The organism is Desulfotignum phosphitoxidans DSM 13687, assembly GCF_000350545.1.
GTDB classification, from domain to species: domain Bacteria; phylum Desulfobacterota; class Desulfobacteria; order Desulfobacterales; family Desulfobacteraceae; genus Desulfotignum; species Desulfotignum phosphitoxidans.
Map to the genome: position 1 here is coordinate 1 of NZ_APJX01000002.1, position 19,804 is coordinate 19,804.

22 protein-coding genes and 1 pseudogene are annotated in these 19,804 nt (G+C 50.4%); 13 read left to right on the plus strand and 10 right to left on the minus strand.

Going from position 1 to position 19,804, the window contains the following annotated elements; translation table 11 throughout:
* The 7 genes and pseudogenes from DPO_RS04540 to hcp form a co-directional block, all read left to right on the plus strand.
* Positions 1-339, plus strand: a pseudogene (locus tag DPO_RS04540) (hypothetical protein); the annotation flags it as partial.
* Between the two features lie 307 nt (positions 340-646).
* On the plus strand, positions 647-2,023 hold the full coding sequence (locus DPO_RS04545; protein ID WP_006964548.1) for a TIGR01777 family oxidoreductase: 1,377 nt from the start codon (positions 647-649) through the stop codon (positions 2,021-2,023).
* A 24-nt stretch (positions 2,024-2,047) separates the two neighbouring features.
* A complete protein-coding gene (locus DPO_RS04550; RefSeq protein WP_006964549.1) occupies positions 2,048-3,151 on the plus strand; it encodes a hypothetical protein in 1,104 nt (367 codons plus the stop codon).
* Positions 3,148-4,140 carry a DHH family phosphoesterase gene (locus DPO_RS04555; protein ID WP_006964550.1) on the plus strand — a complete coding sequence of 331 codons (993 nt, stop codon included), beginning with the start codon at positions 3,148-3,150 and terminating at the stop codon, positions 4,138-4,140. The genes DPO_RS04550 and DPO_RS04555 overlap by 4 nt, the downstream gene beginning before the upstream one ends.
* Before the next feature lie 250 nt (positions 4,141-4,390).
* Complete coding sequence (locus DPO_RS04560; RefSeq protein WP_006964551.1) at positions 4,391-4,768, plus strand: desulfoferrodoxin; 378 nt, start codon at positions 4,391-4,393, stop codon at positions 4,766-4,768.
* Between the two features lie 66 nt (positions 4,769-4,834).
* A complete protein-coding gene (locus DPO_RS04565) occupies positions 4,835-5,140 on the plus strand; it encodes a hypothetical protein (protein ID WP_006964552.1) in 306 nt (101 codons plus the stop codon).
* Positions 5,141-5,202: 62 nt separating this feature from the next.
* Positions 5,203-6,834 carry a hydroxylamine reductase gene (gene hcp, locus DPO_RS04570; protein ID WP_006964553.1) on the plus strand — a complete coding sequence of 544 codons (1,632 nt, stop codon included), beginning with the start codon at positions 5,203-5,205 and terminating at the stop codon, positions 6,832-6,834.
* 8 nt (positions 6,835-6,842) lie between these two features.
* Here the strand turns inward: hcp and DPO_RS04575 are convergent, their stop codons facing one another.
* The 8 genes from DPO_RS04575 to DPO_RS04610 form a co-directional block, all read right to left on the minus strand.
* Positions 6,843-7,763 (minus strand): SufB/SufD family protein, encoded by a 921-nt coding sequence (locus DPO_RS04575; RefSeq protein WP_006964554.1) that lies wholly within the window; start codon positions 7,761-7,763, stop codon positions 6,843-6,845.
* Entirely contained in the window at positions 7,744-8,511 is a 768-nt protein-coding gene (locus DPO_RS04580) for an ABC transporter ATP-binding protein (protein ID WP_006964555.1), read from the minus strand. The genes DPO_RS04575 and DPO_RS04580 overlap by 20 nt, the downstream gene beginning before the upstream one ends.
* A 36-nt stretch (positions 8,512-8,547) precedes the next feature.
* A complete protein-coding gene (locus DPO_RS04585; RefSeq protein WP_006964556.1) occupies positions 8,548-9,009 on the minus strand; it encodes a superoxide dismutase [Ni] in 462 nt (153 codons plus the stop codon).
* 32 nt (positions 9,010-9,041) lie between these two features.
* Positions 9,042-11,084: a heavy metal translocating P-type ATPase gene (locus DPO_RS04590; protein WP_006964557.1), complete on the minus strand. Its 2,043-nt coding sequence runs from the start codon at positions 11,082-11,084 to the stop codon at positions 9,042-9,044.
* 24 nt (positions 11,085-11,108) lie between these two features.
* Positions 11,109-11,627, minus strand: coding sequence for a hypothetical protein (locus DPO_RS04595; protein WP_201765602.1), 519 nt, complete (start codon positions 11,625-11,627; stop codon positions 11,109-11,111).
* Positions 11,628-11,745: 118 nt separating this feature from the next.
* A complete protein-coding gene (locus tag DPO_RS04600; protein WP_006964559.1) occupies positions 11,746-12,297 on the minus strand; it encodes a YeeE/YedE thiosulfate transporter family protein in 552 nt (183 codons plus the stop codon).
* A complete protein-coding gene (locus DPO_RS04605; RefSeq protein WP_006964560.1) occupies positions 12,297-12,824 on the minus strand; it encodes a YeeE/YedE thiosulfate transporter family protein in 528 nt (175 codons plus the stop codon). The genes DPO_RS04600 and DPO_RS04605 overlap by 1 nt, the downstream gene beginning before the upstream one ends.
* Positions 12,825-12,826: 2 nt before the next feature.
* Positions 12,827-13,921 carry a sulfurtransferase gene (locus DPO_RS04610; RefSeq protein ID WP_006964561.1) on the minus strand — a complete coding sequence of 365 codons (1,095 nt, stop codon included), beginning with the start codon at positions 13,919-13,921 and terminating at the stop codon, positions 12,827-12,829.
* A 201-nt stretch (positions 13,922-14,122) separates the two neighbouring features.
* On the opposite strand from DPO_RS04610, the gene DPO_RS04615 reads away from it, so the two are divergent.
* On the plus strand, positions 14,123-15,748 hold the full coding sequence (locus DPO_RS04615; RefSeq protein WP_152427571.1) for a hypothetical protein: 1,626 nt from the start codon (positions 14,123-14,125) through the stop codon (positions 15,746-15,748).
* Complete coding sequence (locus tag DPO_RS04620; protein ID WP_006964563.1) at positions 15,720-16,469, plus strand: endonuclease/exonuclease/phosphatase family protein; 750 nt, start codon at positions 15,720-15,722, stop codon at positions 16,467-16,469. Before DPO_RS04615 ends, DPO_RS04620 begins: the two co-directional genes overlap by 29 nt.
* 7 nt (positions 16,470-16,476) lie before the next feature.
* On the opposite strand, the gene DPO_RS04625 is transcribed toward DPO_RS04620, so the two are convergent.
* Both DPO_RS04625 and DPO_RS04630 read right to left on the minus strand, forming a co-directional pair.
* The gene (locus DPO_RS04625; protein WP_006964564.1) at positions 16,477-16,761 is read right to left on the minus strand and encodes an addiction module antidote protein; all 285 of its coding nucleotides are present in this window, start codon (positions 16,759-16,761) and stop codon (positions 16,477-16,479) included.
* Positions 16,743-17,057, minus strand: a complete 315-nt coding sequence (locus tag DPO_RS04630) for a type II toxin-antitoxin system RelE/ParE family toxin (protein ID WP_006964565.1) — start codon at positions 17,055-17,057, stop codon at positions 16,743-16,745. Before DPO_RS04630 ends, DPO_RS04625 begins: the two co-directional genes overlap by 19 nt.
* Positions 17,058-17,176: 119 nt before the next feature.
* Here DPO_RS04630 and DPO_RS04635 point away from each other — a divergent pair, with 119 nt between their 5' ends.
* From DPO_RS04635 to DPO_RS04650, 4 genes are all read left to right on the plus strand, one after another.
* A complete protein-coding gene (locus DPO_RS04635; protein ID WP_152427572.1) occupies positions 17,177-17,632 on the plus strand; it encodes a hypothetical protein in 456 nt (151 codons plus the stop codon).
* 97 nt (positions 17,633-17,729) lie between these two features.
* A complete protein-coding gene (gene atpD, locus DPO_RS04640) occupies positions 17,730-19,124 on the plus strand; it encodes a F0F1 ATP synthase subunit beta (protein WP_006964567.1) in 1,395 nt (464 codons plus the stop codon).
* Entirely contained in the window at positions 19,121-19,510 is a 390-nt protein-coding gene (locus DPO_RS04645; protein WP_006964568.1) for a F0F1 ATP synthase subunit epsilon, read from the plus strand. Before atpD ends, DPO_RS04645 begins: the two co-directional genes overlap by 4 nt.
* Positions 19,503-19,799, plus strand: a complete 297-nt coding sequence (locus tag DPO_RS04650; RefSeq protein ID WP_006964569.1) for an AtpZ/AtpI family protein — start codon at positions 19,503-19,505, stop codon at positions 19,797-19,799. Before DPO_RS04645 ends, DPO_RS04650 begins: the two co-directional genes overlap by 8 nt.
* Positions 19,800-19,804 lie beyond the last annotated feature (5 nt).

The following is a 19,804-nucleotide window of genomic DNA, read 5'->3' on the forward strand; positions in this document are numbered from 1 at the left end:
TTTATTCATCAACACCCCCGGCTGTTGAATGAAATTCCCCGGGGAACCCGGCTGTACAATGAGATCAAGCGCTGCAGGTCCGCCTCTGAACGATCCAACAGTACCGTCAAAGAAACCCTGAATATCCTGGAAAAACCCATTGTGTATAATAAGGTAAGGGCAGATATCCTGGTACAGATTGCAACCATTGTCCTGCTTTTATATCGGGCGTTCGCCTTTATCGTCAAAATATCGATGCTGTTCATGAAATACCGGGAGACACAAGATCCGGACATTGCAAAAAAGTTACAGGCGTTTGAGGTGCCAAAGGCCATCCGGAATATCATCCAAAGAGAATGATCCGAAAACAGACCGATTCTGCTCCCTGCCTGAAGGTCAGTTCCTGACCTTACGTCCTTCTTTTTTTCTCTGCTGATTTTTTCTTCTTTTCTGGTCAATTTTGTTCCCGATTTAAGATCAATATATCGGTTTTTTCTGTCCCACAGCTTTTACTACCCGTCGCTTTTCGCACCTGCTGACCGGTACCGCGATTTTAGGCCCCAGTATTAAACAACCTCAATTATGATAAAAAAGGTTTTCACTTTAAAGACTATTATTATAATATGACCTGGTTAAAAGCAATCACTCATTTGGGAAAGAATGGCCCATGAAGGTGTTTTCCAGAAAATCACACATCCCGGTGCCGGTGGCCCGCCTGTTTGCCTGGCATGCCAGAGACGGCGCCATCCAGCGCCTGACCCCGCCCTGGGCCCCGATGGCACTCAAATGGCGGCAGGGCAGCGGCATTGACAAAGGGGTGCGTGTGGGCTTTGACATGCGGGTGCTGGGAATTCCCATGACATGGGAAGCCGAGCACATCGATTATTATGAGAACCGGATGTTCAAAGACCGGCAGATCAAAGGGCCGTTTGCCCGCTGGGAGCATACGCATCTGTTTGCGCCAGACAGGGGCCAGGGGTCTGCCATGACGGATCAGGTGGCATATGAGCTGCCCGGGGGATGGTTGAGCGCGCCGTTTGACCGTCGTGTACAAAAAGAACTGGCCCGGATGTTTGATTACCGGCACCGGGTGCTGGCCCATGACCTGATCCATTACGCGGATCAGTGCCGGCCCATGCGGATTCTGATATCCGGCGCATCCGGCAGTATCGGCAGCGCGCTGGTGCCTTTTTTACGTACCTGCGGCCACAAGGTGATTTGCCTGGTCCGGCATAACGGCCCTCTGGCTGACGATGACGTGTTCTGGGATCCGTATAACGATATTCCGGACATGGCATCCATCGGTCGGGTGGATGCAGTGATCAACCTGAACGGCAAGGATATTTCCCGGGGAAAATGGACGGACGGGCAGAAACAGGCCATCATGGATTCCCGGATACAGCCCACCCGGTTGCTGGTAAAAAAGATGCTGGAGATGGATCAGCGGCCTGAAGTGTTTGTTTCCGCGTCGGCCATCGGGTTTTATGGAGAAGGGGCTGATGCCGTGTTCACGGAAACAGATCCTGGGGGGGATTCTTTTATTTCCCGGGTGTGCAACGAGTGGGAACAGGCCTCGTGGCCGGCACAGGCGGCCGGTATCCGGACGGTTCAGCTGCGTATCGGTGTGGTGCTCACCCCGGCCGGCGGGGCCCTGGCCCGGATGCTGCCGGCATTTGCCGCCGGGTGCGGGGCAAAACTTGGGAAAGGCCGCCAGTATATGAGCTGGATTTCCATGGATGACACCCTGGGCGGCATTTTTCATATCCTGAGAAACAAAGACATTCAGGGCCCAGTAAATCTGACGGCACCCAATCCTGTGACCAACCAAAAGTTCACCCGGACACTGGCCCGGGTGTTGTCCCGGCCGGCAGTGTTCAGTATTCCCGGATGGCTGGCCGCACGCCTGTGGGGCGAGATGGGAAAAGAAACCCTGTTGACCAGTGCCCGGGTGATGCCTGAAAAACTGATGAAAACCCAATTTACATTTCAGTATCCTGACCTGGAACCGGCGCTAGGACACCTGTTGGGCCGAATCGATTCATGACTTTGATAACAAATGGACTGTGGTATGTCTTTACATCTTAAATTGCTGTTTTCCTTTCTGATGATAGTTGCACTGGTGTTCGGATTTGTGCATATTTATTTTCCTTTGCAGGATTACAGTTTTGAACGGCTGCATATTTTTCTGTTCAACCTGTGTACAGGCGGTTCGATTCTGCTGTATTACACACAAGGGTTTAAACAGGTGTCCGGCACGGTGAAGCTGTTTTTTGCCGGATCGTTGATTTACGCATTTTCCGCGTTTTTCAACTGGTATGCCATCACCCTGGCCGTATCCGTGCCGCTCTGTTTTCTGGTGGAAAAAATCCGGATTCAGACCTTTTCCTGGATTCCGTTTGATTTTTTTCAAACACAGGTGCCTGTGGCCAAAAAATTTCACCAGTCCGCTTTATTATGCCTGTCCACGGGGATCGCCATCGCCGCTGTGGTGATCTTAAACAATGAATACTTTCACTGGGTGTATATGGAAAAACTGGTGCTGAACACGTTTTTTTTAGGGTTTTCATTTCCTTTGTCATTGATCACGCTGTCTCTGGTATTTTCCATGCTCAGGCAGATTGAAGGGTCGGGTTTGAAAGTATTCATGGAGCTGTGTTTCTGGACCATTACCCTGGGCGTGATTATTTTTTTCATTTTTATTCTGCTGGAGCGGTTCATCCCCCAGATCTTTGTGACCTTTGCTCTGTTTGCCGCCGTGGTGGTGGTGTTTTATCTGTATTACACCTTTGCCAAGTCCATGCAGCAGAAACTGTTTCTGACATCGGGCATCGGGTTTTTGATCGTGACCGCCGTCACGGGTATCGCCTATATCTTTTTTCAGATGTCGGAGGGGTATGATCCCCAGAAAACCAGGTGGCTGCTGCATCTGCATGTGTTTGCCTCCCTGTATGGCTGGAATCTGTGCGGCCTGGCCGTGATCTGCCGGTTCAAGGATTTTCCCATTCAGCTGCATTCCCCCACCGTGATTTTCATTCACTGGCTGACCGCGATTGTGCTGGCACCCATGGGGGTGTTTTACGGCGGGTTTGCCATTCTGGCCATTATCGGGTATGCTTTTATTACGCTGGTTCTGTTTTTCAGCGGCAATCATACCAAAAAGGTGGCTTTGTGAGCAGCACCCGGGACAATGTTCGGCGGTTTTTCGAGCAATTCAAACCCAATGCAAAAGTATTGGTGATCATCAATGCGGATCCGGATGCCATTGGTTCGGCCATGGCAGTCAAACGCCTGTTGTGGCGCAGGGTGTCTGAAGTGGCCATCGCCCATTTCAACCGCATCAGCCGGCCGGATAACCTGGCATTGATTCAGCTCACCGACGTCGGGCTCAGGAACCTGGCAGAAGTGGACAAAGCCCAGTTCGATCATTTTGTGATCGTGGATTCCCAGCCGGATCATAATGAGGCGTTTGCCGGCATCACCTATACCGCCATCATCGATCATCATCCCTTGACCCGGGCCGAAGCCGCCTATACAGATATCCGCCCCGGATACGGCACCTGCTCCACCCTGTTGACCGAATACCTGAAATCCTGGAAAATCAAGCCATCCGCCAAGCTGGCAGCGGCCCTGATGATGGGCATTAAAACCGATACGGCGGACTTTACCCGCCAGGCCACGCTCAAGGACATCCGGGCGTTTCAATACCTGTATAAATTTGCGGACAACAATATTGTCACCAAGGTGGAGCGGGCGTTTTATACGGATGAGGACCTGGATTTTTTAGGCACAGCCATCAGAAAACGGCGGGTGGTCAACAACCGGGTCTTTTTTCATGCCGGCAACATTTCCAAACCGGATGAACTGGTCATGGTGGCGGATTTTTTCCTGACCATTGCCGGGATCAACTGGTCCATTGTTTCCGGGGTGGTGGACCGAAAACTGATTGTTATTCTCAGAAACGATGGCCTGCGAAAAGGGGCAGGCAATACGGCCAAAGAAGCCTTTTCAAAATATGGTTCCGCAGGCGGTCACAAAACCATGGCCCGGGCGGAACTGTCCCTTCACCTGATCCGAAAGGATACCGGCACTGCAGCCCAAAAATTTCTGGCCGGCTGGATCATGGACCGGATTGAAAAAACCGCGGGAAAAAAAATCGAATAAGATTGTCAGTCTGAGAACCTTTTCTGCCCCAGCCCGTCCCGCGGGTATCGATACCTGATCAAAACATGCCGGATTGGGCATGTCATTGCATGAACTCCCGCAAACACCGGTTACACAATACCTTTTTAAAAAATGAAAAATACATATTTTCACCCATTGTTTTTGGGTGACGTCTATCTCATTATGAAATCATTGCACGAAATCATTGTACATGAAAGAAACCCGAAATTCTTGAAAAGGAGACAGTCACATGGCACAAAGAAAACAGGTTTACAAATGCGACGTATGCGGAAACATGATTGAAGTCCTTCACGGCGGGGAAGGCGATTTGGTATGTTGCGGGGAGGACATGAAACTTTTTGAGGAAAAATCCGCCGCAGAGGAAGGCAAGGAAAAACATGTGCCTGTTATTGAGGCAGCAGACGGCGGGGTCACCGTGAAAGTGGGGAGTAACCCCCATCCCATGGAGGAAAAACATTATATCGAATGGATCGAAATTCTTGATGGGGATGATTCCTGCCGCCATTTTCTAAAACCCGGCCAGGCCCCGGAAACTTTTTTTGCCACGAAAAACCAGAAGGTGACAGCCCGCGAATACTGTAATGTTCATGGGTTGTGGAAATCATGATCACCGGACCTGCCATATCCATGGGAAAGGGCGGCATCATTTGTTGCCGCGAAACCAGGGTGTTTTATGACAGATAAAAAAAAACAAGCGGCTGAACTGGATGTCTGTACCCAGGCCCCTGAATTTGCCGAACATGCAAGACCCAATGAAGCGGGCGAAGATGCCTGTGATGACGGAAGAGCAGGAACCAGAAGTCAGAGAAAGGAGGTGAATGCCATGACAGACGAAAAAAAGAAAAATGAAGATGGTGAAGATCTTGTTGAGGAAAGAAACAAAGAACGCCAGGAGACGATGGATAAAATGTCCATCGATACCTCTGAGGCCCACACCTATGATAAGAGTAAATCAGACGATGGTGAAAAATGTTCATAACGCCATAGCCGGAAACAGCGGCCGGGTCCTTAACCGGCCGCTGTTTTTGCAAAAGGAGAAACATGTTTTGCTACCAATGTGAGCAGACGGCAAAAGGAGAAGGATGCAAAATTCAGGGTGTCTGCGGTAAAAAACCTGAGGTAGCCGATCTGCAGGACCTGCTTTTATATAGTCTCATGGGGCTTTCCCGGGTCGCACTGGAAGCCTTGCGGGCCGGCATAGATTGCCGGGAATATGGCGTATTTACGGCTAAAGCCGCTTTTTCAACACTGACCAATGTAGACTTTGATCCCAGGCGGTTTGAGGATCTCATCCGCCGGTCTGCTGCATTGCGCGAGACACTCAAGGAACGCATAAATAAAATCAGAAAGCAGGATTTGCAGTGGAATGAAGGCCCTGCCACATTTGAACCGGCAGTCACCCGGGAGGAATTGCTCAGTCAGGCTGCATCCGTGGGATTGTTTTCATACCCGGCGGACAACCCGGATATTCTGTCATTAAAACACACGGTATTGTTCGGCATCAAAGGGGTGGCCGCCTATGCAGACCATGCCCAAATTCTGGGACAGGAAGATGATGATGTTTACCATTTTATATTCAAGGGGCTGGCTGCCATCCAGCAGACCGGACTGAATCTGGACGACTGGGTCAAACTGACCCTGGACTGCGGCAAGGCGGCATACCGGGCCATGGAACTATTGGATGCCGGCAATACTCAAACATACGGTCATCCGATACCCACAAAGGTTCCCCTGGGACATAAAAAAGGCAAAGCCATCCTGGTATCCGGTCACGATCTCAAAGATCTTGAAGAACTGCTCAAACAGACCCGGGGCAAGAGAATTTTTGTCTATACCCATGGGGAAATGCTCAGTCTCCACGGGTATCCGAAACTAAAAGCATATGACCATTTTTACGGACATTTCGGCACGGCATGGCAGAACCAGACCAAGGAATTTCCTGATTTCCCCGGCCCAATCCTGATGACCACCAATTGTCTCCAGCGGCCCGGGAAAACCTACCAGGATCACCTGTTTACATCCGGTATGGTGGGATGGCCGGATATCCCCCATATCCCGGACGCCGATTTTCAGCCCGTGATCGACCGGGCACTGGCTATGTCCGGGTTTGAAGAGGATGCCGACAAGGGCGCCGTCATGGTAGGGTTTGCCAGACATGCCATTCTCGATAAGGCTGATGATATACTTGCCGCTGTCAAGGCAGGCAGGATCCGCCATTTTTTCCTGGTGGCCGGTTGTGACGGTGCCAAACCCGGACGTAATTATTATACCGAGTTTGTGGAAAAATTACCAAAAGACTGTATTGTTATGACGCTTGCCTGCGGGAAATACCGCTTCTTTGACAAGGATCTGGGTGATATTGACGGCATACCGCGTCTTCTGGATGTAGGGCAATGTAATGATGCCTATTCGGCCATCCAGATCGCCCTGGCACTTTCCAGGGCACTGGATACCAATGTCAATGACCTTCCCTTGTCCATGATTTTATCCTGGTATGAGCAGAAAGCGGTCTGTATTCTTCTGGCGCTTTTGTATCTGGGAATTCGGGATATCCGCTTAGGCCCAAGCCTTCCGGCGTTTATCACACCCAATATACTGAACTTTCTGGTGGAAAGATTTAATATCATGCCCATAAAAACACCGGACGAAGATATCAGGGAGATCCTGGGATAAAAATCGGTTCAGCGTAAAAATCCCTGTATAATGCGGTTGACGGCCTGGTCATAATCAAGGCCTAAACTCATGAGCTTCATTAACTGGTCATTGGCGATTTTGCCGATGGAGGCTTCATGGGTCAGTTCCGCATCCGGATGCAGGGCCCGCAGCGCCGGTATGGTCTGGTTGATGCCATTGTCCATGATAATGGCATCGCATTCAATATGGCCGTAGCATTTGGCTTTGGCTGTCAGGTTGACATAAAAGTCCTGGGAGGAACTGCCCTTTATCACAGAACGGGAAACAATATTGGTTTTGCTGTCTGTTCCTGCCAGGGTGATCTCATTTCTGGATTCTGCAGACTGTTCTTTTTCGGTCATCACCCGTTCCGTGATCAGCAGCACACTGCCGGCACCGATAGTCGCCTCATTGACGCGTTTTGCCTCATCCACACCCCCTATCTGGGTCAGTTCCATCTGTGCCTGGGCATTCTCCTCCATGAACACCTTTGTTGTGGGATTTAAAATGCGTTTGCCGCTGCCTTCGCCAATGGCAATATGCTTTTCAACATATTTTACCTTTGCGCCGGCCTTGATCTGAAATTCATGGATACCGGAATGGCCTTCAGATGCATTGCCGCCGCAGTGAATACCACATCCGGCCACAATGGTGACATCAGATCCCTCCCCTATAATAAAAGTATTATACACCACATCATGCAGGCCTGCCTGGGACAGGATTACCGGGATATGAACCGATTCATCCTTCGTGCCCGGCTTGATATCAATGATAATGCCGTCACCTTTTTCATTGGTTTCGATGTTGATGTTGGCGGACACCTCCCGGCCTTCCAGTTTTCCGTTTTTCCGGATATTGTAGGCCCCTTTGGGCATACCTTCCAGATCCGCGACCTCTTTTAACACTTTTTTATCGATAGCATTGAGCATCATCTTCTCCTTGACAGAATTCATCAAACGTACAGACACTTAAATCCTCCAGCATGGGCATGGCACCTGCCAGATCGCCGGTATAGGCGATCTTTCCTTTTTTGATCAGCAGCAGGGTGTCGGCGGCTTCCAGGAATGACTTGTTATGACTGACCACAATGGTGGTGGTGTTGTTTTCTTTTTGTTCGCGCTTGAGCAGATCCACCATGGGGCCGATGGTCCAAAGATCAATGCCCGTGTCCGGTTCATCATAAATGGCCACCTTTGGATTTCTGGCAATCACGGTGGCCAGTTCGATTTTTTTGATCTCACCGCCCGACAGTTTGCTGTCCACGGGTTTGTCTAAAAAATCCATGGAACAAATCCCGACCCTGGAAATGATATTCACCAGTTTTTCTTCATCATCAGATCCCAGGGAAATGGATAACAGGTCCCGGAAGGTTGTCCCTTTGAACCGTGCCGGGTGTTGAAATCCATAAACAATGCCGGCGTTGGACCGTTCATTTATGGGAAGGCTGCTGATATCCGTCCCGTTAAACATGATTTTTCCGCTTGTGAGTGCATTGATGCCCATGATCAATTTGGCCAGGGTGGTCTTGCCTGATCCGTTGGGACCGGTGATGGCATAAAACCCCCCTGGTTCAAAGGTAAAACTCACATCATTGATAATTGTCTGCCCGGACGGCGTTTTCTGTTCGCCGGTATCCAGAGCAGGAACGGTGAAAGTAACATTTTGTAGTTGCAGCATAAATACTCTCTTTTTTTGGCGGTTGAAGCGTTCTTTTTAGTGGTCATCGTCGCTGTAATACTGTAACAGTGTTTTAATGTCTGTGACCAGGGCTTTGACATATGACATCTCGGCATTCTGCTTGGCTTTCATTGCCGAAACAATCACGGCATGATGATCGACCAGTCGTTTTTTGTAGTCTGCCTGGGACGATTTGACCCGTTGGGTCAGAAAATAGTCGCTGATCGTGGTGATGATTTTCTGGGCATGGTTTTCCTTGTTCATCACCCAGCGGACCAGCTGGTTCTGGGATTGGGCATCGGATTTTTCAGAAAGCGCATTTATCATTTTTATCGATTTTTCAACAGTTGCCGCATCTTCAAGCATTGAGTGAATCCGGGCATTATCATCATAAATACCGCAGGGTATCTGGCAATGTGCGGAAACGGTTTGCTGAAGCATCGGTATGCAAACCATTGCTGCCAGCAGAAGAAAGATCGTTGCAATTATTTTTTTCATTTTTTTCTCTCCTTTTGTTTAAAATTTTACCATCACGTGGACAGCAGTTTGGCATTGACCGCCACAATGACCGTGGAAAGGGACATCACAACAGCACCTGCCGCCGGCGGCAGCAAAAATTGATAAAACGGGTATAAAACCCCTGCTGCCAGGGGAATGGCAACGGCATTGTAACCGACTGCCCACCAGAGATTCTGCACCATTTTCCGGTAGGTTGCGCGCGACAGTTTGATCACTGCGGTGACATCCCGGGGATCAGAGTGCACCAGCACGATATCGGCTGCTTCCATGGCCACATCCGTGCCTGCGCCGATGGCAATGCCCACATCTGCTTCAGCCAGGGCAGGGGCATCGTTTACCCCGTCTCCCACCATGGCCACCCGCTTATTATCCTGCCTGATCTTTTTTATCTGGTCCGATTTTTCATCAGGCAGAATTTCCGCCATGTAATCATCCAGGTTCAGCTGGTCTGCAACGGTTTTTGCCACTGCCGCAGAATCACCTGTGAGCATCATCACCTTGATGCCCATGTTTTGTAATCCGGACACGGCTTTTTTTGCCGATTCGCGAATCACATCCTCCAAAGCCAGTGCCGCTTCGATCTGATCATCTTTCAGAAGATACACCAGGGTCTTTCCTTCATCTGCCAGCTGATCCAGTTTGTCCTGAAAGCTTTTTTCCACGGCAATATCATTTTCCTTTAAAAATCCCGGGCTCACCACTTTGATTTTTTTGCCTGCCACATCCGCTTTGGCACCTTTTCCCGGAATGGCTTCAAAATTTTCAGGATCAGGGATGTCAATATTGCGGTCTTTTGCCGCCCCGACAATGCCTTTGGCAATGGAATGTTCAGATCGGCTTTCCAGTCCGGCTGCAAGCGTTAGAATTTCTTCTTCAGAAAGGCTGCCAAAACTGACAATGTCAGAAACCCCGAAACGGCCCTCGGTCAGGGTGCCGGTTTTGTCAAACACCACCACATCCAGGTTTTTTGCCCGTTCAAAAGCGGTCCGGTCCCTGATGAGCAGTCCTTTTTTAGCTGCCATGGCCGTTGATACCGCCACCACCAGGGGTACGGCCAGACCCAGGGCGTGGGGACAGGTAATCACCATCACCGTGACCATCCGTTCTAAGGAAAAAACAAATTCCCTGCCTGCCCCAAGCCATGCCCCCAGGGTGATGCCGCCGGCAGTCAGGGCGATGATGGTCAGCCAGAAAGCGGCTCTATCTGCCGTGTTCTGGGCCTTTGATTTGGATTCCTGTGCTTTTTTCACCATGTCGACAACCTGGGAAAGATAGGTGTCGCCCCCTGTTTTTTGTATCTCCACATCAATGGCGGAATCACCGTTGATGCTGCCGCCGATAACTTCATCTCCTGTGGTCTTTTCCACCTGCCTGCTTTCACCGGTCACCATGGATTCGTCAATGCGGGTCCGCCCATCTGCTATGACACCGTCCGTGGGTATTTTTTCACCGGGTTTGACAGCGACCTTGTCTCCTTTTTTAAGCTGTGATACCTTGACCTCTTCAGTTCCACCGTCTTTGGTGATGCGAAGGGCCGTTGACGGCATCAGTTTGACCAGTTCCTCCAAAGCACCCGAAGCCCCCATTACCGAGCGCATTTCCATCCAGTGTCCCAAAAGCATGATGATGATGAGGGTGGCAAGCTCCCAGAAAAACACTTTTCCCTCAAGGCCGAATACCACGGCGGAACTGTAGGTATATGCAACAATAATGGCAAGGCCGATCAGGGTCATCATGCCCGGGTTCTTTTGGGTGAGTTCGTCAAAAAGACCCTTTAAAAACGGCCATCCGCCATAGAAAAAGACAATGGTAGAAAACCCGAACTGGATATAGGCATCACCTGCAAAGTCCCATTGGCTGCTGATACCCATAAATTGCTGGATCATGGGGGACAGCAGTACAATGGGAATTCCCAGAATAATTGATACCCAGAACCGGCGCCTGAAATCAGCCACCATATGGGCATGGTGATCTGTATGGTCATGGTCCTGGTGTCCGTTGTCGTGGTTTGCCTGATGGCTGTCATGGTCGTTGTCATGGGTATTTTTGGTCATACTGAGCGCCTTTTCTGGTTGTGTTTAGTCTTTCGACCCGTGCCTGGAGTCCGGGCCTGCATCAAATTCCATAATTTTTGCAAACTGCTTGTCGATACCGGGGCGGACCTCGTGGTAAAGGGGACTGTCCGGACCCATACGTCCGCCCATGTCATAGGTAAAAGAAGCGTTGCCTTGATGTCGGATCCAATATCCTGCAAGTACCGGACCCAGCCCATCATAACAGGAATGAAAGTGAAGGTATTCATCCCGGGGCCGGGGGCGGTCATTCACCCATTTTCGGGGGGCTTCTTCAAAAAACACCGGGTTGATCCGGTTCTGAGTCGGCACGTCAAAGCCTGTGTCTGTCAGCTGTGTCAACACGGCATCCCCTTCAAACAACAGGGTGTTTTCCGGCAGGTCACGGGTGTAAAACCGGTCTTCATTAAAACAGACAAAAGAAAGCCGGGTCAGGTCCTCTGGATTTTCCGGCTTGAAATAATATCCCACAAAGGGACCGAATCCCAGCACCCGGTCCTTTAGCTGGATGTCAAGCTGATCCACATACCCTCTGGGTATTTTCAGGCTTGTTCCCTTTTCTTTTTTCGGCCCGGGACATCCGGAACAAAAGATGCTCACTAAAACAAGGAATACCGGAAAGACAACAGATATCGTATTTATATTAGGGTGTCTGGCCGCCATTTTTTCCCTTCCATAAAAAATGGATGGCACCGATGCACAGGCCGAATATAAAAACCAGCAGAACAACCGCGGCAGGCCGGCTGCCTGTCCAGTCCGCAAGGGTGATCTGGCCCACATTGAAGGGATCATACAGCAATGGAATGAAAAATTCGTGCAGATGGGCAAAAAACGCGGCACCGGCCAGTCCGCCGATAAGGGCAAACACAGCATCCAGCCGTCCCTCTCCTACGGCAGCCCAGGTGGTTCCCGGGCAGTACCCGCAAAATCCCCAGCCGATACCGAACAAAATACCTGCCACACCCGTGGCCACCAGACTGGTGGGCAGCACCCGGGTATTGGCCACACCCGCGGCTTCAAGTCCCAAAAGCCCAACGGCTGAGAGAATCACCGCCATGAGCATGAATTTGGGGATATCACTTTCCATCATCAGATGGGCTCTGGCCATTTTATCTGCATTGCTTGCGCCGACGCGCTGGATCACAAATCCAAAGGCAATGCCGGACAATAACCCCAGCCATATTTCTGAACCCATTATTCCTCCTTTCCTGTGTTGCCGTAGACAAGGTGGGCTGTGACCATGGCAACGGCAAAGATAAGCACCCCGAAATACAACCCGCTGACAGCCAGCTGTGTGGATCCGGAAATAAACAGCCCCAATGTACAGCCGCCTGCCAGTCTGGAGGCAAAAAGTATGATGAATCCACCGGCAAAGGTGGCTGCAAATCGTTTGATCCGGCTGTTCCCGAACCGCTTTTCCCATATTTCCGGGATATCCCGAACCTGTATTCTGCCGGTGCGGCCGGCGGCAAAACCACCGATGGCCATGCCCAGAACAAAGGCAAAGAGCCAGGAACCCGTATCCGGCATCGTGGCGTAATGGGGGTTGTTTTCAACATACCCCGGCGCAACTGTCTGGACCGCCCCTTTGATTAAGCTGACAAAACCGCTGGAAGAGGCCGGTGGCCCGAATGTCGCAAAAATAAATACAATGATGCCTGCCAGAGCAAATGCAGCCGGAAGCCACGGCCAGTAAAGAGGGGAGTTATTTTTTTTATCCATGATCAACCTCCGCATGACATATAGCCGCCTGCAGGTTTGCCTGAACCGGATCTGTCTTGTGATGTTTTTGTATCAGATTTCCGGGTTGAGACGGTCTGGGTTTCTGTTGAAGGGGTGGGCAGCATACTGCCTGCCAATGTGTTTTCCCTGGTTTCCACGGGGAAAAATTTATCCGGATTCCCCCACTCTTTCCAGGACGGTTCATAGGTGTACACCCGGTCAAACCCCATCAGACGGAGTATAAAATAGGAAAAGGAACTGCGTCTTCCTGAATTGCAGTAAACAATCACGGCCCTGGATGCATCCAGGCCGGCGTAAAGGGTCTGGAGCTGTGCATAGGGTTTGATCCCCTTTGTGTCCAGATCGGTCCATGCATCCTGATAGTTGATGTTGACGGCTGTCGGGATATGCCCCAGTTTCAATGGGGTGCCGTCAAGACCTTTGGTGCCCTTTTCACCGATATATTCCTCTTTTGAGCGCACATCGATGATCTGGTAACAGAAATCGCCGAGCTGCTGATACACAAAATCACCGGTAATCAGCTGGTGTTTTTGTATGTTTTCTGCAGGCGCCTGATAAAGCAGCGGCTTGGTTTCACCCGGCGTGGTTACAAGGTCATACCCGGCATCTTTCCACCCATCAATGCCTTGCACGAGAATCTTTTTGTTTTCATGTCCCAGGATATCCAGAACCCAGAATACATAGGATGCCGTGGCGCCGCCGTCCCGTTCCACGGAATCGTAAAGAACAATGGTATCTTTCGGTGTAATGCCGTGACGGCCAAGGATTTCCTGGGCCCGGGCAATCCCGATGAACGTCGATGCCACATCATCCCCGATATCATTATGCTGGAACATGGACCAGGGAAGCCGTATGGCACCGGGGATCAATGCCCCGTCAAAATGGTCATCTGTTCTGACATCCGCGATGACCAGGTCTGTATCATCTATATGGGCCTTGAGCCACTGGGGATATGCCACAAAGCGGGAGTTGGGGTAGCTGTTTTCCTGCTGGGAGGCTGAAACCAATGACCACAAAAGGCCCAGAAACAGAACCAGCGCCAGGGTCACATACCTTAAACTGTTGTTTTTTTTCATGGAAGATTTCCTCCGTCTGTATGTGTATTTGTACTTACTTTACGCGGCAGATGCTGGTTGGGTAAATGGGGGGTTTTACCCATTTGAAAGAGACAAGGCATGTATACTGTCGGGAAACAGGATGAAAATACATGATGATTGATATCCATATGCATAAAACCATGCATTTTTTATTGAAGATGACAGGGTATAATGCATCTTATGAGAACAGTACAATGGTTTCGCAAAATTGCTTCCCGGAACAAATGGTCAATGCGGCTGCTGGGCCTGCCGCAATCGGATACTGCCGAAGATGTTCCGGGTCTGGTGCTGATTCAGATAGACGGACTTTCCATGACCCAGTTTCAAAAAGCCCTGCAAGCCGGCCGGCTGCCCTTTCTTGAAAAGCAGCTACGCAACGGCCGGTGGGGTTATAAACCCATGTATTCGGGTATGCCTTCCACCACCCCGGCTTTTCAGGGCGAGCTTTTTTACGGGGTCAAATCCTGTGTACCGGCATTTGAGTTCATATCCCGCAGCGAACAAAAGCGGCACGTCAGTTTTTATCCCCAGACCGCCAACCGTATCGGCGACCGTCTGGAAAAATCAGGTACCCCGCTGCTGTCCGGGGGACACACCTATGCCACCATTTTTACGGGAGGGGCGGCTCAGGCCCGGTACTGCTCTCAGACCATGACACTGGAATCCATTGCCAGCGCCGTAAATCCTTTGAAACTGGTTTTTCTGCTCATTCTGCATACGGGAAAGTTTGTGCGGATTCTGGGGGTGACCATCATTGAATTTTTTCTGGCCGTGACCGATTTTTTCCGGGGTGTTGTTCAGGGAAGAAAATTTATCAAAGAACTCGTATTTATCCCCGCCCGCATTTTAATCTGTGTCATACTCAGAGAACTGGTCTCGTTCCGGACCAAGCTGGCTGTGGGCAGCGGCGTTCCCATTGTGTGTGCCAGTTTTCTGGGCTATGATGAACAGGCCCACCGCAGGAACCCGGATTCCATGTTCGCCCACTGGAGCCTCAAGGGCATTGATGATTCCATCAAGGATATCTGCAAAGCAGCCGATCAATCCGACTGTCGAAAATACAAGACCATCATCTATTCCGATCACGGGCAGGAAACGGTCACCTGGTACGGCAGCCGGTATGGGATTCCGGTGAAAGAGGCCATACGAAACGCTTTCTATGAACTGAATCCGGATGAAAAGCATGCGCACTCTGGTTCTTATGACAATGTTCTGGACGGGCTCTATAAAAAGGCCCGGGCATTAATAATGAACCGGCGGTTTTCTGAAAATCTGCAAAAGGACAGTGGCCCGGTATCCGGGGATAAAATAGAGATTACCACCATGGGCCCGCTGGGTCATGTTTATTTGCCGGGCACTCCCACCCGTGATTTTATCAGCAGGTTTGCCCAAACATTGATTCGGTCGGTTCATATCCCTCTGGTACTCTACAGGGACGACCATTCCATTGTTGCCATGAACCAGCACGGGACCTTTGATCTGGAACAGCAGTTTTTAATGGTCCTGGGAAAAGATCACCCGTTTGCCGCCCAGACAGCCGAAGATCTGGCACGGGTCTGCCGCCATCCTGATGCCGGTGACATTGTGATTTCCGGATGGGATCCCACGGATACGCCTTTGTCATTCAATATTGAAAGCGGTGCCCACGGGGGCCCCGGCTGGGAAGAAACCCGCGGTATGGTCGTGCTTCCCCAATATCTGAATACAAAAAAAACATATCTGCGGGCCCGGGATCTCAGACACCTGATACAAGACTATCGAAACGGATATGTATCCCATGAACACCCTGAAAATTCTCAGTTATAATATTCATTCCTGCCGGAACATGGACCGCAGATACAATCCTGCCAGAACGGCCAGACTGATTGCAGGGTTCCATGCAGATATTATTGCACTCCAGGAAGTAGATGTCGGTCATAGGCGGTCCGGATATATCAACCAGGCTGCCTATATTGCTGATCACCTTGACATGTCATTTGATTTTTTTACACTCAAGGAAAGCCCCAGCGGCAGATATGGTTTGGCCATCCTGAGCCGGTTTCCCGTACATGACCTGAACTGCGGGTGCCTGCCGGCCGCGTTTGCAGCAAAACCGATGGAAAACCGCGGGGTGATGATGGCCAGGGTCGAAACACCAATGGGAGGTGTACAGGTGTTGAATACCCACCTGGGCCTGCGGGCCAAAGACCGCAAGCTGCAGGCCGCGGCCCTGGCCGGCAGCAGCTGGATCTGCAATGATCTTAATTCCGGGCTGCCCGTGATCCTGTGCGGTGATTTTAATGCCGGCCCGGGATCGTTTGTGTACAAAACCCTTTGCCGGCATCTTTTTGACATCCAGAAAGTGTATAAAAACAGGCGGTACCCAAGACCCACCTTTGCTTCCTGGCTGCCGGTCCGGCGGATTGATCACATTTTTATTTCCCGCCATTTCTTTGTAAAGGATGTCAAAGTGCCCATGAATTATGAAACCCGCATGGTATCGGATCATCTGCCTTTGTACGGGGAAATTGCCATCACGCCATGGTGATGTTAGATCAGGGCCCGGACTGCTCCACTTTCAGCTTGAAATTGACGGCCCGAAGCACCTTCATGATGGTGTCGAATTTCGGTTGAACATTTCCGGACAGTGCCCTGTACAGGGCTTCCCTTTTGACACCGGATTCTTTTGATATATTGGTCATACCCCTGGCCTTGGCAACGTCACCAACAGCCCGGAGGAAGAATGCTGGATCGTTTTCTTCGATGGCTGCATTGAGATATTCCGCTATGACCTCCGGGTCATCCAGGTATTCGCTGATATCTAAGTCTTGTATTTCCATGCTTCCCTCCTTGCTTCGGCGGCCATTTTCTTGGCCCGCTCTATGTCCTCTCGCTGAGACGATTTGTCCCCACCGCACAACAGAACAATGATCACATTTTCAAGCGCGATATAATAGACCCGGTATCCTTTTCCAACGTGGATTCGCATCTCATAGACACCTGCATCAACCGGCTTCACATCACCGGGGTTCCCTTCAATCATCCGTTTTAACCGGATCAATATCCGCGCTTTTGCCTGCTTGTCTTTCAGCGCGGATATCCATTTTTTGAACCTGGGTGTCTGTTTGATTTTCATGACAGAAATGTAACCCATAGGTTACAGAAAGTCAAGACGGAGAAGGCACAACAGGACAGAGACTTCACTACCCCGGAAGGGGATGCGATCTTTGCCATGGTGATGTTACGGCTGTGTACATGTTTCAAACGGCCATATTACAGGAATCCATGTATTGTTTCCAAATATTTTTCACGATATTGTTTTTAGGGATTATAAATAAAAGCGCATCCGGCATCCGTCAGCATCCGGGCAGCATTGCCCGTATAAACGGCATCGCCCGGCACGGTTGCCGGTATGTTTGCGTAGAAACAATTGCCTTTTACCAATCATTAAAACATAGCATAGCAAAGGAAGATGTCATGCCCTCAGAACCCACAGAGAAAATTTATGAACTCATAACAATGAACCGGCAAATCGGTCATACCTATACAGTAAAGATGAAAGACATTCCTTCGCCATTTATTGGAGTTCCGGTTGGCTCGACCAATGATCCGGATAAATTTGTAATGGACCTCACCAACACGGATCCCGACGAGGAAAACAGGATCATCGAAGGGAATATTGCAGATATAGAATATATGGAGAAATGCTGATTTGTTGCAGACGAAAGTACTGACCTGCCGTAAATGGCAGCAGGTTTTTTGATTATAGTATTATTATTTGATTAATTGACAGGAAAAATACTGGAAAATGATGTCTTCCGATACAACATCAGACCCGAATACAGGAATGGTCATCTCCATCAGGGGAAATGTGGTGGATGCCCGATTTTCTGACGATATTCCACAACTGCACAATATGCTGATCTGTGGCAAGGATGACACCATACAGATTGAAGTTATCCTGCACCTTGATGATCAGACCATCCGCGGGATTGCCCTGACCAGTACCCAGGGACTTGCTTTGGGATCAAAGATCCGGGATACCGGGCGCCACCTTGAGGTACCCGTGGCAAAATCACTGCTGGGGCGGGCCCTGAATGTGTTCGGAGAACCCATTGACAAGAAAAAACCGGTTCAGGATGCAGAGTATCGGACCATTCATGGCTCTCCGCCGTCCATGGACAAACAGAAAGTATCCACAAAGATTTTTGAAACCGGGATCAAGGTGATCGATATTCTTTCCCCCCTGGAACAGGGCGGCAAAAGCGGGCTGTTCGGGGGTGCCGGTGTCGGAAAAACTGTCCTGATCATGGAGATGATTCACAATATGGTGGGCATCCATGAAGGGGTCAGTCTGTTCTGCGGTATCGGTGAACGGTGCAGAGAAGGAGAGGAATTGTACCATGAGATGCAGGAGGCAGGCGTACTGGACAAGACCATCATGGTGTTCGGACAGATGAATGAACCCCCGGGGGCCCGGTTTCGTGTGGGCCATTCCGCACTGACCATGGCGGAATATTTCAGGGATGATCTCAACCAGGATGTTTTTCTGCTCATAGACAATATTTTCCGTTTTATTCAGGCAGGCATGGAGGTTTCCGGACTGCTGGGGCGGCTGCCGTCACGCCTGGGGTATCAGCCCACCCTGGGTACGGAACTGGCCGAGCTTGAGGAAAGGATCACCAACTCCACCACCGGGTCCATCACCTCGGTGCAGGCCGTATATGTGCCTGCGGATGATTTTACGGACCCTGCAGCGGTCCATACCTTCGGGCATTTGTCGTCCAGCATTGTTTTGTCCCGGAAAAAAGCGGGGGAAGGCCTTTATCCGGCGGTTGATCCGCTTCAGTCCAATTCCAGCATGCTGACCCCTGATATTGTGGGAGAAGAACATTACCGCATTGCCGGAGACATTCGAAAAACGCTGGCTGAATATGAAAACCTCAAAGATATTATTTCCATGCTGGGCATTGAAGAGCTGTCCAGAGAAGACCGCCGGACGGTTCACCGGGCCAGGCGCCTGGAACGGTTTCTGACCCAGCCGTTTTTTGTGACCGAACAGTTCACCGGTTATGAAGGCCGGTCCGTCAGTATTGCAGAGGCTCTGGAAGGCTGCCGGCAGATTCTGGATGACAAATTTTCAGACCGGTCTGAACAAGACCTGTATATGATCGGCAGCATTGATGAGGCCAAAACATCATGAAACTCAAGGTGATGCTGCCCACCCATGTTTTTTTGGACATCCCGGTGCAAAAGATCACTGCTGAAGGGGTGAACGGGTTTTTTGGCCTGTTTCCTAAGCATGTGGATTTTGTGACCGCACTGGCATCGGGTATCGTAAGTTTCCATGATGAAAATGGCCAGGAGCAGCACATGGCCGTTATGGAAGGTGTGCTGGTGAAAAAAGGGGATACGGTTTTCATCTCCACGCGCAGGGCAGTGAAAGACAAAGACCTGGCATCCTTGAAAAACACCGTGGAAAATGACTTTTTGGAACAAAAACAAAAGGAAAAAAACATGCGAACGTCAGCCACCCGCATCGAAGCCGGATTTATCCGCCGTTTTCTGGAGTTCCAGGACAATGCCTGATACATCAGAAGACAAAAAATTTTCAAAAACCATTGAAACAAAGCAGGCACGCAAACTGGCTGCCCGCAAAAATGCGGATCACACCGTCTGGTTCGGCCTGGGCATGTTCGGGCTGGTGGGCTGGTCTGTGGCCATTCCCACCCTGATCGGCACATTTGTGGGCCTCTGGCTGGACAAAACCTGGCCGGGCAGGCCTTCCTGGACATTGACACTGCTGTTGACCGGCGTGGTGGTGGGGTGCTGGAACGCCTGGTACTGGATCAAAAAAGAAAGCAGAAAAAAGGATTAAGATGC

Excerpts from the sequence above, each read along its gene's own strand:
- DPO_RS04560 (WP_006964551.1), top strand. The coding sequence starts at position 4,391 with ATGGCACAAAGAAAACAGGTTTACAAATGCGACGTATGCGGAAACATG.
- DPO_RS04580 (WP_006964555.1), bottom strand. The coding sequence starts at position 8,511 with ATGCTGCAACTACAAAATGTTACTTTCACCGTTCCTGCTCTGGATACC.
- DPO_RS04545 (WP_006964548.1), top strand. The coding sequence starts at position 647 with ATGAAGGTGTTTTCCAGAAAATCACACATCCCGGTGCCGGTGGCCCGC.
- DPO_RS04625 (WP_006964564.1), bottom strand. The coding sequence starts at position 16,761 with ATGGAAATACAAGACTTAGATATCAGCGAATACCTGGATGACCCGGAG.
- DPO_RS04605 (WP_006964560.1), bottom strand. The coding sequence starts at position 12,824 with ATGGATAAAAAAAATAACTCCCCTCTTTACTGGCCGTGGCTTCCGGCT.
- DPO_RS04615 (WP_152427571.1), top strand. The coding sequence starts at position 14,123 with ATGAGAACAGTACAATGGTTTCGCAAAATTGCTTCCCGGAACAAATGG.
- DPO_RS04585 (WP_006964556.1), bottom strand. The coding sequence starts at position 9,009 with ATGAAAAAAATAATTGCAACGATCTTTCTTCTGCTGGCAGCAATGGTT.
- DPO_RS04650 (WP_006964569.1), top strand. The coding sequence starts at position 19,503 with ATGCCTGATACATCAGAAGACAAAAAATTTTCAAAAACCATTGAAACA.
- DPO_RS04575 (WP_006964554.1), bottom strand. The coding sequence starts at position 7,763 with ATGCTCAATGCTATCGATAAAAAAGTGTTAAAAGAGGTCGCGGATCTG.
- DPO_RS04565 (WP_006964552.1), top strand. The coding sequence starts at position 4,835 with ATGACAGATAAAAAAAAACAAGCGGCTGAACTGGATGTCTGTACCCAG.
- DPO_RS04635 (WP_152427572.1), top strand. The coding sequence starts at position 17,177 with ATGTTTCAAACGGCCATATTACAGGAATCCATGTATTGTTTCCAAATA.
- DPO_RS04610 (WP_006964561.1), bottom strand. The coding sequence starts at position 13,921 with ATGAAAAAAAACAACAGTTTAAGGTATGTGACCCTGGCGCTGGTTCTG.
- hcp (WP_006964553.1), top strand. The coding sequence starts at position 5,203 with ATGTTTTGCTACCAATGTGAGCAGACGGCAAAAGGAGAAGGATGCAAA.
- DPO_RS04590 (WP_006964557.1), bottom strand. The coding sequence starts at position 11,084 with ATGACCAAAAATACCCATGACAACGACCATGACAGCCATCAGGCAAAC.
- DPO_RS04550 (WP_006964549.1), top strand. The coding sequence starts at position 2,048 with ATGTCTTTACATCTTAAATTGCTGTTTTCCTTTCTGATGATAGTTGCA.
- DPO_RS04600 (WP_006964559.1), bottom strand. The coding sequence starts at position 12,297 with ATGGGTTCAGAAATATGGCTGGGGTTATTGTCCGGCATTGCCTTTGGA.
- DPO_RS04630 (WP_006964565.1), bottom strand. The coding sequence starts at position 17,057 with ATGAAAATCAAACAGACACCCAGGTTCAAAAAATGGATATCCGCGCTG.
- atpD (WP_006964567.1), top strand. The coding sequence starts at position 17,730 with ATGATGTCTTCCGATACAACATCAGACCCGAATACAGGAATGGTCATC.
- DPO_RS04620 (WP_006964563.1), top strand. The coding sequence starts at position 15,720 with ATGAACACCCTGAAAATTCTCAGTTATAATATTCATTCCTGCCGGAAC.
- DPO_RS04645 (WP_006964568.1), top strand. The coding sequence starts at position 19,121 with ATGAAACTCAAGGTGATGCTGCCCACCCATGTTTTTTTGGACATCCCG.